The following is a 13,802-nucleotide window of genomic DNA, read 5'->3' as shown; positions in this document are numbered from 1 at the left end:
TTGTAAAGAACTCTTTACAGCTGTATTGTAAATGGTAAAAAGTGTAGGTGTCAAGAACTCTTTACATGTCATATCTGATTCAAATAGGAACATGAAAAAAGCAGGAGCACCGGTGATAACCCGCTGCTCCTGCTTTTTTGGACCGTGTTTTGGTTCCACGGTTAGGCAGTCGTATTAAATTTATTTGAAGAGGACTGCATACTCGCCGTATCCCTCTTTTTGCAAGTCTTCCTTCGGTACAAAGCGAAGAGCGGCGGAGTTAATGCAGTACCGCATACCACCCGCTTCGACAGGACCGTCGTTAAACAGGTGCCCCAGATGGGAATCCCCTTCACGGCTTCTGACTTCGGTACGAATCATGAAATGGCTGAGATCCGTTTTTTCCTTCACGTTGTAATCACGCAATGGACGCGTGAAGCTTGGCCAGCCGCAGCCGGAATCGTACTTGTCCGTTGAGCTGAAGAGAGGCTCGCCAGAAACGATATCCACATAGATTCCGTCACCGTGGTGATCCCAGAACTCGTTGTGGAACGCAGGTTCCGTTGCATTATTCTGGGTCACTTCGTATTGAAGTGGAGTCAGACGCTCTTTCAGATTGCTTTTATCCACATTGCCGGACCAGTTGCGCTCGATAAAGTCTTCACGTCCGGAGCCTTTGCGATACCGTTTATAGTGAGCCGGATTTTTGTGGTGATAGTCCTGATGATGTTCTTCCGCCTCATAGAATGGTTTGGCAGGCAAAATGGGTGTGAAGATCGGCTTATCGAACCGTCCGCTCTGCTCCAGAGCCGCCTTGGAGGCTTCTGCAATCTGACGCTGTTCTTCGCTGTGGTAGAAGATAGCCGTCTGGTATGAAGATCCGCGGTCATGGAATTGTCCACCCGTATCCGTCGGATCGATCTGCTGCCAGAATAACTCGACGTGCTTCTCATAAGGGAAGATGGAAGGGTCGAACGTAATTTGAACAGCCTCTACATGTCCTGTCGTTTCCGAACAGACTTCCTCATATGTGGGGTTCTCGGTATGTCCTCCTGTATAACCCGATACGATCTTGTGGATTCCGGGCAGTTCCTCAAAGGGGGACACCATACACCAGAAGCATCCGCCTGCAAATGTTGCTTTTTCGCTTGAATGTTGTTCCATGCTATAGTCACTCCATTTCTGATGAAGATCAATGAATTTGGCTTACACTTCTATTATATCCTGAATTGACAAGCCAACCAAGCCGAACAGGGACGATGAAGCCGATTAGTCATGTTGATGAGTAATAATCAGGTCTTTTTTCGCGAGCGAACACGAAACAGCAGTAAGACGAGGCCCATAATGGCAAAGTATCCCACAAAAATGAGCAGACTCGCCCAGATGGAAGTTTCCGCTTGCGCGCCCGCATAGGCAAAAATTATGATGGCAGGCATTTTGCCGATGGCCGTAGCCACCATGAACACCCAAAAAGGTGTGTAGGTAATGCCGGCATAGATATTAACCGCAGTTTGAGGCACAACGGGAAGCAGGCGAAGCGTCATAATGCCCATAAAGGGATGAGCCTCCATCCAGGTGGTAAAACGACTCAATCCACGGATGCGATCCAGGTAAGCTCTGGCCTGATTACGAAAAGCATATCTCGCTCCCGCATAAACGAGCAGTGCTGCGAGGGTGGTCCCCACCCAGCATACCCAAGCTGCTGTTGTGGTGCCGTAACTGTACCCCAAAGCTGCGATTACAAACTTGTAGGGAATCACAGGTACCAACGCAAAAAGCATTGCTATGATAATTAGAAGGGGTATGGACTGATTCTGATCGGTCCATGCCAGCAGTTCATATCTGTAAATAAACGTGACTCCGGCGAGCAAAACATACAAGAGGAGCCATAACCATTTCCGCAAATCCCCAAACGCTCCTTTCAGGTCAGGGCACTACTCCAATCTCCTGATCCTACATGCCTTTCTACCCAAGTGTACCACGTTCGACCGGGAACTGGATAATTCAATCCTTCTTGTGCTGATCAACTGGCATGTTGCTGGCTGAAGGGTTACACTATAGGTCGTGGAACTTAGAACTCATCTGAAGGTGGAATGCTTATCATGGAAAAAACGAAGCGAACCCGAGCTGGGATCATCGGACTTGGGGGTATTGCACATAAAGTATACTTGCCCCTGTTAACCGCGCATCCTGATGTGGAAATTGCCGGTATTATGAACCGTTCTCCAGAGCCGGTAACGGCTGCTCAGCATGCTTATAGATTAGATAACGGAACGACGGATCTGAAAGAACTATTGTCATGGGATCTGGATGCCGTTTTTGTACATACAGCAACGGAAGCACATTTTGATATCGTCATGCAATGTTTGGAACGGGGACTGGCTGTATATGTGGACAAACCGCTGTCCTACACCTTGCGGGAATCCGAAGAAATGACTGCTTTTGCCGAGGCGCAGGGGCTGCTCCTCGCGGTAGGTTTTAACCGAAGATTTGCACCAATGTACCAGAAAGCGAAAACTTGGATGCAGGGCGGGCAGGGTTTTGAATCCTTGATGTTAACGAAGCATCGGACAGGTACTCAGCATCTTCCTGCAGCAAAAACGATCTATGATGATCTGATTCATATGCTGGATCTGATGTTATGGTATTCGGATCATCATGTGGAGCTGGTTCATCAATGGATCCGCACGAATGATATGGACCAGCTTCTTCATGCTGCCGGATCTGCCAAGCTTGGAAGAAAGGCCATCGGACGATTCGATATGGTGCGCGAGGCGGGGGCTGACCTGGAGAAGATCGAACTCCACGGCGGAGGCAGATCGGTGGAAGTTGTGAATATGGAAGAAGCCAGATATACCGAACGCGGAGAGCTTGAACGCAAGGAAACTTTCGGCAGCTGGGACTCCATATTAACACGCAGAGGATTTAGCGGAGCCGTAGATCATTTCTTGACTAACCTGGACACCCCGGACGATTGCATCATTAGCTCCAGTCACGTAATGGATAGCCATGAGCTGGCAGAGCAGCTGATTCTGAAATGATCTTCTGTTAAAAACGGGATAAAGAACATAACTCATACGGAGGAATGACACAATGGACGAATATGAAAAGGAACGCAGAAAACAGATCGAGGAAGCGGTCGTAGAAACCTATAAACAGGAAGAAGAAATGATGATTTTGGTATTCGCCCAGTGGTGTGCCAATCATGGACTGGACCCAGAAGAAATGTACCGGCAAGCTTACCCGGATCAGCAGAGCAATGAACGGCTGCAGCAAGTGCTGCAGCTGGTTGTGCCGAAGGAGGAAGCCGGAGAGATTCCGGATGATACGGTGCTGGGTGTGTTGTCCATGTTTGGCAACGAAGACTTGGCCATGGTGGTATCGGAGGCAATCGCCGCGCGCAAATAAGCATAATTTACGTATAATACCTTACATCTGTTCCCGGTGAATGAGGCGGAATTCCTTGGGCGACATGCCGAACCGGGAGCGGAATACGCGGTGGAAATAGGTGTAATTGTTAAACCCCGACGATTCGGCGACATGCTCCAGGGTCATCGGACTGAAGATGATCCGTTCTCTGGCCATGTTCAGCCTTACGTCCAGCGTATACTGCATGATACTTTTGCCAAACGCTTCCTTGAACAGATGAACCCCGCGTGACACGCTGATGCCCACATGGGTTGCTACATCTTCAAGTTTGAACAGGGAGGAAGCATTCTCCTCGATATAATTTTTTATTTCATACGCCACATAGTTGGTGTTGGTTATCGTCGGATGTTCAGCGAGAAGACGATCCACTTCCAGACATAAGATGCGCATGTAGTAACTGGAGATCTCTGGATATGGATTGGAGATTCGGCGCTGCTCCAGCACGAGTTGACGGAACAGGGTCAGCAGGCTTTCGGTCAATTCGACCTTAATCCGGTTTGGCCTTTTGTGGCGTTCCCACCATTCATCCACCCAGGAACCATTAAAAAAGATATGGTAGTCACCGCTCTCTACGAGTCGTTCTCCCATCGGATTACGTTCATTGTCTATTTTGAGTTCATAAGGCTCGTCCGGACTGAAAAGAAGCAGATCGCCCGCATCGACGAGTGACATCTCGCCGTCTATTCGTGCCCGGCAGCGACCGTCGGTCTGCAGCCTCAGGAGGTAGTTCTTAACCCCTTCGGGATGAATACCCGCATAGGGTTTGCGATGAAATGAGAAGCCTGCTGTAAGAACCTGGCAGGAATAATCGGTCGGCATTGGCATACTCCTTGCAATTTGAAAATTATGACCAGATAGTTCATGTTTCGATCATATTATTCATTTTAATTGAACCCAAAACGGAATACCATAGTATTAAATTCAAGGCACCAAACATTCATCACAGCTTCTCACCATGCGTAAGGAGATGAACGTCACATTGGAGAAATTAAAAGCAGGCATCATCGGGTGCGGTAACATCAGCGCCATCTATCTGGAGAATCTGAAAAATAGCCCGCTCATTGAAATTGTAGCCGTAGCGGACTTGATCCGTGAACGTGCTCAGGAACGGGCAGATGAATTTAATATCGCAAACGTTTACAATGTAGATGAGTTGCTGCAAAATAAGGAAATCGAGCTTGTGCTGAACCTGACGGTGCCTGGCAGTCATGCCATGACCGATCTGGCTGTGCTCGAATCAGGCAAGCATGTCTATGCCGAGAAGCCACTGGCCATTTCGCTTGAAGACGGCCGCAAAGTCATTGAACTTGCTGAAGAGAAGGGATTGTATGTTGGTTCCGCACCGGATACCTTCCTTGGATCAGGCATTCAGACGGCACGTCAGGCTATTGTAGACGGTCTGATCGGGAAACCGATTGCGGCGACTTCCTTCTTCATGGGTGGCGGACCTGAAGCATGGCATCCCGATCCCGAGTTCTTTTACATTGCAGGAGGAGGACCTATGTTTGACATGGGACCATACTATCTCACAGCGCTGGTTACATTGCTGGGACCCATTCGGAGAATCAGTTCTTCTGCAGGCATTCAGATCACCGATCGTGTTATTGGCTCGGGACCGAAGGAAGGAACGCCTCTCCGGGTACAAACTCCGACGCATCTGGCAGGTACCATCGATTTTACCGACGGAGCCATTGCAACGATGATTACCAGCTTCGATATTCGTGGAGCTTCGGACTTGCCTCGAATTGAGATTTACGGAACCGAAGGCACGCTGAGTGTACCAGATCCTAACTATTTCAATGGGGAAGTGAAGCTGCGCAGATTCGGTCAGGATACGTGGGAGACGGTAACCCCTGTCTTCGAGAGCAGTCAGAATGAACGCGGAATTGGCGTTACCGAGATGGTCGAATCCATTCGTGCCGGACGGGAACACAAAGCCAGCGGCAAGCTCGCGTATCACGTGCTAGAAGCGATGCATGCATTCCAGCGCTCTTCTTTGGAGGGCAAGCACGTTATGCTTGAGAGTACTTACGATCCAAATGCAGCGACCAAAGAAAATGAGGATCCGACTGAAATTGTACAATCGAATTAAGGGTATTCAAATGACTTAAGTTGAAATTCAAGAAACACAGGAAGATGGTTTTTCCATCTGGAATAACCAGTATTGTTACGTTTAATTTCAGGATAGAAATGCTCTAGATTTTCCACACTATTAAAACAAACTTGTGATCTGAACGGTACATTTATGCAGTTCTTGGTTCATTTAATCAGCAATTATTCGATATTTAATCCAGGGAGGAATCGCACTTGAAACTCGGCGTATTTTTGGTACTATTCGGAGGACGTAAATTGGAGGATGCACTTGACTACGTAGCATCCAAGGGTTTGAAAGCAGTAGAGATCGGAACTGGAGGCCATCCAGGCAATGCACATTGCAATCCGGAGGAGCTTTTGAACAATGAAGCAGCACTGAAAAACTTTAAAAATGCAGTGGAATCACGCGGTCTGACCATCAGCGCACTGAGCTGTCACGGTAACCCGCTTCATCCGCAAAAGGATATCGCCAAAGGTTTCCACGATGATTTCGTGAAAACAGTTCAATTGGCACAAAAGCTGGAAGTTCCTGTAGTGAACACATTCTCCGGATGTCCGGGAGACCATGAAGATGCGAAGTATCCGAACTGGCCTGTTGCACCGTGGCCGAATGATTTCCAGGAAGTGTTGAAATGGCAATGGGAAAACAAAGTGATCCCGTACTGGACAGAGTGGGGCAAGTATGCAGCAGATCACAATGTGAAAGTAGGATTGGAACTGCACGGTGGATTCTCTGTGCATACTCCAGCTACTTTGTTAAGACTGCGTGAAGCTGCAGGGGAAGTCATTGGTGCGAACCTGGATCCAAGTCACATGTGGTGGCAAGGAATTGATCCGGTACAAGCGATTCACATTCTGGGACGTGAAGGCGCGATCCATCACTTCCATGCTAAAGATACAACGATCGATCCGGTAAACGTAAACAAACATGGTTTGACAGATATGCAGGATTACACAAACATGCTTGACCGCGCTTGGCAGTTCCGCTCGGTAGGTTATGGTCATGATAACAAGACTTGGGCAGATATTATCAGTGCCCTGCGTCTCGTAGGCTACGATTATGTTGTAAGTATTGAACACGAAGACGGTCTGATGTCGGTTGAAGAAGGATTCTCTAAAGCCGTACAAAATCTCCAGCAAGTATTGATTGAGGAACCGCTGGGCGATATGTGGTGGGTTTAGAGCTATACTAGGGGGAAATTGAATATGATTAACGTCACCATTTGGAATGAGTTTGTCCATGAGAAAATTCACGATGAAGTAAGGGAAGTCTATCCAGACGGATTGCACCGGGCGCTGGCAGACGGACTCGGCGGCGAAGGATTTGCGATTCGGACAGCTACACTGGATCAGCCTGAACACGGCTTAAGTGATGAGGTGCTGAATTCCACAGATGTGCTGATATGGTGGGGACATATGGCACATGATCGTGTAAGCGACGAGGTCTCACAGAAGGTTGCACAGCGAGTACTGAACGGCATGGGACTGATTGTTCTGCATTCCGGGCATTTCTCCAAACCGTTCAAGGCCTTGATGGGCACCAGCTGTGATCTGAAATGGCGTGTAGCTGACGAGCAGGAGATCGTATGGTGTGTTAATCCTTCTCATCCCATTGCGGATGGGATTGAAGGCAAAATTGTACTTGAAAAGGAAGAAATGTACGGTGAATTCTTCGATATTCCGGTACCCGATGAGCTCGTGTTCGTAAGCAACTTCCAGGGTGGGGAAGTATTCCGAAGCGGCTGTACGTTCCGTCGCGGTGAAGGCAAAATCTTCTACTTCCGTCCAGGCCATGAAACCTATCCGACGTATTACAAGCCGGAAATTCTGAGAGTGATCAGCAATGCAGTAAAATGGGCGTATCCTGCCCGCAGCTTCAAGCCTCAATTTGGCAAGAGCGAACCTGTAAGACCATTTGGTGGCGTGCTGGTCTAGGCCGCAAAAGTAGTATCTGATGGGCAAATGAAACGCTATACCTAAGAACCCTTCTCCGAGTCAAGTATGACTGTGGCAGATGGGTTCTTTTTGGGTAAGATAGGTACATGGGAGTTATACGATATTTGCCATGGTTCATCGAATCGTCCTGAGGTATACTTGTTGTATAGTCAAAGTGCAAAGATGCCTATTAAATTTTAACTTTTTTACGGCAGACGTTTTCTTTGTGGCGTAAATGTGTTATTATGAAATATACTAACTAAATGTAAGTTCAGTGATCTCTAAAGAGGTGATTAATGTGGAAGGCCAAGATTTACGGATGTGTCCGCGTTTTGAGACGGCATTCTCGTTTTTGGGCAAACGCTGGAACGGTCTAATTATTCAAACGTTGATGAGTGGGTCTAAGCGATTCAAGGATATTTCCAACCTGATTCCGTCCATGAGTGACAAGATGTTATCTGAACGGATGAAAGATCTGGAGAGTGAAGGTATTCTGATTCGTCATGTTTATCCCGAGACACCGGTTCGTATTGAATACGAGCTAACAGAAAAAGGGAAAGCTTTGCAGCCAGTAATGAACCAAATTCAGGACTGGGCAGAGCAATGGGTAGATTAAACGATTCATATGTCCAGGCTCAATGATGTGACCTGACAACAGAGAGCTCTTGATTTCGCTGAAATCAGGAGTTTTTTGTCTTATATGTTTAATCAGTCATCATAGCTTGTCAGTTCAATATACAGGAATGTAGAAAGAAACCACCTTTTTCCTGCAGGTCTTGCACATATTTACAGAAGTTATAGTATAATTTAAGAAAAATGGCCGCAGGCGGCCGGAGCGAGGAGGCCACTTGTCATGAGAGAAGAAAGCTTATCCCGTGAAGTACGCTACGGCAAACAAGATATTGCGGAACTTGAGAGCGCATCCATTCAGGTTCATCTGATTTACAAAAAAGCTGCGGAACTGTTTAAATATTATGTTAATCCCCGCGTGGGTAACCAGGACCCAGGGGAAGCAGTTCCACTCGGAAACAGCACTGGGCAGGAAGTGGCTCCGGTCGTCCTGCAAAAGTGGATTCAGACATCGTCAGGCTGGAAATGCATTGGTTGTGAGTTAAGATACCCGGGATCTGTGCAGGATAAGCTGGATGATGATTTTCCACGTGGTCAGCTTATTGGAGCTGCGGGGAAACGAAGATATGTGAAGCCCGAAATGCTAATTCAAGCCATTGTATGGTCTCAATATGAAAAAATCAGGCTGCTGGCACCCTGGCTTGGTGATGAAGCTTTTTATACCACAGAAGAGCTGGATGTCATCGCCCGGTACATTGTACCGACATACTTCTCAGAACGTCCCCTGCATGAGCAGGGCAAGCTCTTCAAAATTCACCATCCGTACAGTCAGATCCGGCTGTATCAGGAATACGTAACAGCTCCTACATTCTGTGTACAGATGGATGGAGAGCTGCTCGAAGGGCGACTTTTGACAGGAGTTTATGTGTCGGAGGAACAGTTCCATGGGCTTAATCCGTACCTGAAAAATGGGGACGGGGGCCGGACTTATATGCAGGCTTGTGTTCAATAGAGGGTAAATAAATATAAGGGTTGAACGATCCAAACGAAGGAGCCCGCATGCGGGCTCTTTGTGCTGCAGGAAGGAATATGGAAGAAAAGTAACGGCATTGACACTTTTTTTGAATGAATATTGTGCCATAATAGAGGTTATGGACAACAGGGTGAAGATTTTACGCAGGGTGGTGTTACCGACATGATGAAGAAGTTCCCCGGTTACATCGGTTTATGTTTGCTTATCATGGCAATTCTAGCCGGATGTACAGAGACACAGCCTTCTGAACAGCCGGTGGTCAAGGAGACCGATACTTCCAATACCATTACCGTTGCTGTCGATGGAAGCACTTTTTTGCCTGATGCAACGAAGTCGATCAAGAGGGATTTTAGTGAAGGACTCACGCTAAAGAAGGCACTATTGAACAGTGGTCTGGTTGATTTTACGGCCGACGGCAAGCGGATTCAATCCGTAGGGGAAGTTTCACTTGATTCCTCGCTAAGCTGGGCAGTTAAGCTAAACGGCAAGGATATTGATCCGGAAAATTGGGGCATGGAGCTTCATGCCAAAGATGAAGTGATCATTTACGTAAAAGCCGCCGACAGTAAAGGAGAAGGTGTTGCATATCAGACAACCCTGCTCAAGATCAGCGGCGGCAATATTATGCCAGACCTTAATCGTCAATATGCGGGTGTCTATATCCAGGAGTGCACGGTTCGGGATGTGCTTAAGTCCAGCGGCATCGTCAGAATGTCGGAAAATAACAAATACGTCGTTTCGGTTGAAAATGTCGTTCCACGCATGAATCAGCGTTGGGTGATCATGGTGAATGACAAGGAACTGATGGAAAACGGTTTGGATATGAAGTTGAATCCACGGGATGCGGTTAAATTACAGTTAACGGCATCTTAAACATAATTATAAAAGCCCGGACCTCTGCAGGAGGACGGGCTTTTTTCATGTCACTTATAGATTAAGCTCATTACTGAAAGGTGATGACTCCAAGCACTTAATGCTTAGATACGGCAGATTTCATTGGGACATAATTCACAATGGCAGATGCCTTGGAGCATCTTCAGGTCCTTGATAACAATCATGCCGTTATCATATTCAATAGCATCTTTTTTGCGCAGATCGCTAAGCATCCGGTTCACACTTTCGCGGGTAGCTCCAATCATGTTGGACAGATCCGTGTGGGTAATTTTTTTATGAATAATCACGTGATCGCCGTGAGGCTCCCCATAAGAATTGGACAACCGGATCAAGGTGGAACAGAGCGCACCAGGTTTGCCGTATAACATGAGGTCACGGAATTTGGTTTGAGTTAAGCGGTGATGAATGCCCATCCACTTCATAAAATCAATGGCGAAGTCACAATGCTGACAGATCAGCATCTCCAGGTCTTTGTGCTCCAGTACACCGATTTCACTGTCTTCCAGCACTTCGGCCGAGAACGTATGCTTGGAACCGAAGAACGGATCTGCCTGACCAATCATATCACCGGACTGGTACATGTACATGATAAGCTCTTTGCCTTCATCCGTTGATTTCGTGATCTGTGCACGGCCCCTTTTCATATAATAAAGTTTGTCGGACACATCACCTTCCCAATACAGGTGGGTCCCTTCAGGAAAGGTACGGTCTTTCATGGTTACGAGCAGATGATTGAAATTCACTTCCGAGAAACAGTTGGTATTGCCGCGTTTTTCCATGACACTCAGTTGTTCTCTCATAAGTCTATCTCCCCTTTGTATCCACCGGAGGGGGATTACAATCATGCAGTCCGCACTCCGTGGTTCGCCGCAACAGTTACCGTCCTGATTAGGTCATCTCCGCCGGGGAGGACGGTACAAATTGCGGTGGTTCAATTTTTAAGTTCAGTATATACCTAATCTTACCGTTTGAGGGGCATGGAAAGGGGGCAAAAATGGCGAAATTTCAAACATTGTGATTAAATTCACTTTGGAGAGGGAAGGCTGCATTTAACAGCTATATAGTTTAAATAGGAAGTGAAAATGACCAGTGGAAGGAACTCAAAAAACTTAAATTAAATTTGTTATACTTTGTGAAAATAATCACATAATTAACCTTTTCGACATGTTACGATGTGTACGTAAAGAAGAGAGACAAACCAAAAAACAATACGAACCTTTAGGAGGATGAGGGAGATGGCTGTAAAGAACGAAGTCGCCCCAACAAAAGAACCGACAGCAGGTCAGTATATTCAAACGTTAATTGACAAAGCGAATAAAGCACACGCAGCATTCATGTCCATGGATCAAAAACAGATTGACCGCATTGTGCAAGCCATGGCACTGGCAGGCCTGGACAAACACATGATGCTTGCCAAAATGGCGGTGGAAGAAACCGGCCGCGGAGTGTATGAGGATAAAATCACCAAAAATATCTTTGCAACAGAATATGTATACCACAGTATCAAATATGACAAAACCGTAGGTGTTATTGAAGATAACGAGTATGAAAGCTTCCAGAAAATAGCGGAGCCTGTCGGCATTATCATGGGTATTACCCCGGTGACCAATCCGACATCCACCACGATGTTCAAAGCGCTGATTTCCATCAAAACACGTAACCCGATCATCTTTGGTTTCCACCCTTCCGCTCAGAACTGCAGCCGCGAAGCCGCCAAAATTCTGCTCGAAGCTGCGGTGAAGCATGGTGCTCCGGCCGACTGTATCCAGTGGATTGATGATCCTTCCATGGACCGCACGAATGCACTGATGAATCATAACGATGTGGCGCTCATTCTGGCGACAGGTGGATCAGGCATGGTACGCGCAGCGTACAGCTGTGGTAAACCGGCACTCGGCGTTGGACCAGGGAACGTACCTTGCTTTATCGAGAAAACAGCAGATATCAATCAGGCTGTAACGGATCTGATCTTGTCCAAGTCATTCGACAACGGTATGATCTGCGCATCCGAGCAAGCGGTCATCATCGAAGAACCGATCTTCGATCAGGTGAAAAAGAAAATGATTGCGAACGGTTGTTATTTCGTCAACAAGGATGAAGCTGCGAAATTGACAGCAGGTGCCATCAATGCGGAGAAATGTGCGGTTAACCCGGCGATTGTCGGTCAATCGGCAGTAACCATTGCGCAAATGTGTGGTATCGAGGTTCCGGCTGGCACCAAAATTCTTGTAGCAGAGATTGAAGGCGTCGGCACTAAATTCCCGCTGTCTGCAGAGAAATTAAGTCCGGTACTCGCTTGTTACAAAGTAAAAACGGCAGCTGAAGGGATTGAGCGTGCTGCAGAAGTAGTTGCTTTTGGCGGCATGGGTCACTCCTCCGTTATTCACTCGAATAATGAAGAAGTTATAAGCAAATTCGCGGATCGTCTGCAAACGGGACGGATTATCGTGAATTCGCCATCCACACACGGCGCCATTGGGGACATCTACAATACCAACATGCCGTCATTGACCCTGGGATGCGGTTCATATGGTCGTAACTCGACCTCATCGAATGTCACTGCCGTCAACTTAATCAACGTAAAAAGGGTGGCTCGCCGTACCGTGAATATGCAATGGTTCAAAGTGCCGAACAAAGTGTACTTCGAAAAAGGAGCAACGCAGTATCTGGCCAAAATGCCTGATATTACTCGCGTAGCCATCGTTACGGATGCCATGATGGTCAAACTGGGTTATGTGGAAAAAGTGGAGCATTACCTGCGTCAACGCCAAATGCCGGTAGCAATCGAAGTATTCTCGGATGTAGAGCCCGATCCATCAACCACAACGGTAGACCGTGGTACGGAAATGATGCGCCGCTTCCAGCCTGACTGCATTATCGCTCTTGGTGGTGGATCACCAATGGACGCTGCCAAAGCCATGTGGTTGTTTTATGAATATCCGGACACGGACTTCAACGATCTGAAGCAAAAATTCATGGATATCCGTAAACGGATCTACAAATACCCACGCCTTGGATCAAAAGCAAAATTCGTAGCGATTCCGACAACTTCGGGTACAGGATCGGAAGTAACATCGTTTGCCGTAATCACAGATAAGAATTTGGGCAACACCAAATATCCACTGGCTGACTATGAGCTTACACCGGATGTAGCCATCGTAGACCCTGAATTCGTATATTCACTGCCAAAAACAGCCGTTGCAGATACAGGTATGGACGTACTGACACATGCCATCGAAGCGTATGTATCGGTTATGGCAAATGATTACACCGATGGTCTGGCGATCAAAGCCATCCAGCTGGTATTCCAATACCTGGAGCAATCGGCACTGCAAGGGGATAAACTGGCACGGGAGAAAATGCATAATGCTTCGACAATTGCCGGTATGGCTTTTGCTAACGCGTTCCTGGGGATTAACCACAGCTTGGCGCATAAATGGGGCGGACAGTATCACACTGCACATGGACGTACCAATGCAATCCTGATGCCGCACGTCATTCGTTATAACGCGAAAAAACCGACCAAATTTGCATCATTCCCGAAATATTCGCACTTTGTGGCAGATGAGCGGTATGCGGAAATTGCCCGAATTCTGGGATTGCCTGCACGTACTACAGAAGAAGGGGTGAACAGCCTCATCAATGCAATCCGCAAACTGAACAAAACACTCGGTATTGAGGAATCGTTCCAGGAAATCGGATTTGATGCCAAGGACTTTGAAGCTCATGTAGATTACCTGGCCGATCGTGCTTTCGAAGACCAATGTACAACCGCTAATCCGAAACTGCCGCTGGTGACTGAACTGGCAGACGTTTACCGCAATGCCTTCTACGGACGGTTTGAATAAACAGTATCGTAAAGTAGCAA

General features: G+C 47.3%; 13 protein-coding genes. 9 read left to right on the top strand and 4 right to left on the bottom strand.

The features are described from left to right. Nucleotides 1–180 precede the first annotated feature (180 nt). Nucleotides 181–1,143 (bottom strand): peptide-methionine (S)-S-oxide reductase MsrA, encoded by a 963-nt coding sequence (gene msrA / locus MHB82_RS20580; RefSeq protein ID WP_341175710.1) that lies wholly within the window; start codon nt 1,141–1,143, stop codon nt 181–183. A gap of 128 nt (nt 1,144–1,271) precedes the next feature. Continuing rightward, the gene (locus MHB82_RS20575) at nt 1,272–1,883 is read right to left on the bottom strand and encodes a TVP38/TMEM64 family protein (RefSeq protein ID WP_341175709.1); all 612 of its coding nucleotides are present in this window, start codon (nt 1,881–1,883) and stop codon (nt 1,272–1,274) included. A 198-nt stretch (nt 1,884–2,081) separates the two neighbouring features. Between MHB82_RS20575 and MHB82_RS20570 the strand changes: the two genes are divergently transcribed. Both MHB82_RS20570 and MHB82_RS20565 read left to right on the top strand, forming a co-directional pair. Continuing rightward, nucleotides 2,082–3,020, top strand: a complete 939-nt coding sequence (locus MHB82_RS20570; protein ID WP_341175708.1) for a Gfo/Idh/MocA family protein — start codon at nt 2,082–2,084, stop codon at nt 3,018–3,020. Between the two features lie 52 nt (nt 3,021–3,072). Then, nucleotides 3,073–3,387: a hypothetical protein gene (locus tag MHB82_RS20565; protein WP_095290350.1), complete on the top strand. Its 315-nt coding sequence runs from the start codon at nt 3,073–3,075 to the stop codon at nt 3,385–3,387. 21 nt (nt 3,388–3,408) lie between these two features. On the opposite strand, the gene MHB82_RS20560 is transcribed toward MHB82_RS20565, so the two are convergent. Beyond that, entirely contained in the window at nt 3,409–4,227 is an 819-nt protein-coding gene (locus MHB82_RS20560; protein WP_095359311.1) for an AraC family transcriptional regulator, read from the bottom strand. Nucleotides 4,228–4,387: 160 nt separating this feature from the next. On the opposite strand from MHB82_RS20560, the gene MHB82_RS20555 reads away from it, so the two are divergent. From MHB82_RS20555 to MHB82_RS20530, 6 genes are all read left to right on the top strand, one after another. After that, nucleotides 4,388–5,500 (top strand): Gfo/Idh/MocA family protein, encoded by a 1,113-nt coding sequence (locus tag MHB82_RS20555; RefSeq protein ID WP_095359310.1) that lies wholly within the window; start codon nt 4,388–4,390, stop codon nt 5,498–5,500. Between the two features lie 215 nt (nt 5,501–5,715). Continuing rightward, nucleotides 5,716–6,684, top strand: a complete 969-nt coding sequence (locus MHB82_RS20550; protein WP_095290356.1) for a sugar phosphate isomerase/epimerase family protein — start codon at nt 5,716–5,718, stop codon at nt 6,682–6,684. A 24-nt stretch (nt 6,685–6,708) separates the two neighbouring features. After that, on the top strand, nt 6,709–7,437 hold the full coding sequence (locus MHB82_RS20545; protein ID WP_127537906.1) for a ThuA domain-containing protein: 729 nt from the start codon (nt 6,709–6,711) through the stop codon (nt 7,435–7,437). Nucleotides 7,438–7,756: 319 nt separating this feature from the next. Further along, nucleotides 7,757–8,053, top strand: coding sequence for a winged helix-turn-helix transcriptional regulator (locus MHB82_RS20540; protein WP_148565210.1), 297 nt, complete (start codon nt 7,757–7,759; stop codon nt 8,051–8,053). Nucleotides 8,054–8,290: 237 nt separating this feature from the next. Beyond that, nucleotides 8,291–9,019, top strand: coding sequence for a hypothetical protein (locus MHB82_RS20535; RefSeq protein WP_095359309.1), 729 nt, complete (start codon nt 8,291–8,293; stop codon nt 9,017–9,019). 183 nt (nt 9,020–9,202) lie between these two features. After that, a complete protein-coding gene (locus MHB82_RS20530) occupies nt 9,203–9,913 on the top strand; it encodes a hypothetical protein (protein WP_095290362.1) in 711 nt (236 codons plus the stop codon). 104 nt (nt 9,914–10,017) lie between these two features. Here the strand turns inward: MHB82_RS20530 and MHB82_RS20525 are convergent, their stop codons facing one another. Then, complete coding sequence (locus tag MHB82_RS20525) at nt 10,018–10,734, bottom strand: Crp/Fnr family transcriptional regulator (RefSeq protein ID WP_095359308.1); 717 nt, start codon at nt 10,732–10,734, stop codon at nt 10,018–10,020. A 435-nt stretch (nt 10,735–11,169) separates the two neighbouring features. Here MHB82_RS20525 and adhE point away from each other — a divergent pair, with 435 nt between their 5' ends. Continuing rightward, nucleotides 11,170–13,782: a bifunctional acetaldehyde-CoA/alcohol dehydrogenase gene (gene adhE, locus MHB82_RS20520; protein ID WP_110759130.1), complete on the top strand. Its 2,613-nt coding sequence runs from the start codon at nt 11,170–11,172 to the stop codon at nt 13,780–13,782. The last annotated feature ends 20 nt before the right edge of the window (nt 13,783–13,802 follow it).

This window comes from Paenibacillus sp. FSL K6-2862, assembly GCF_038005125.1.
GTDB classification, from domain to species: Bacteria; Bacillota; Bacilli; order Paenibacillales; family Paenibacillaceae; genus Paenibacillus; species Paenibacillus illinoisensis_A.
Note: the sequence above shows the minus strand (reverse complement) of the source record. Positions and strands in the feature narration are given on the sequence as shown.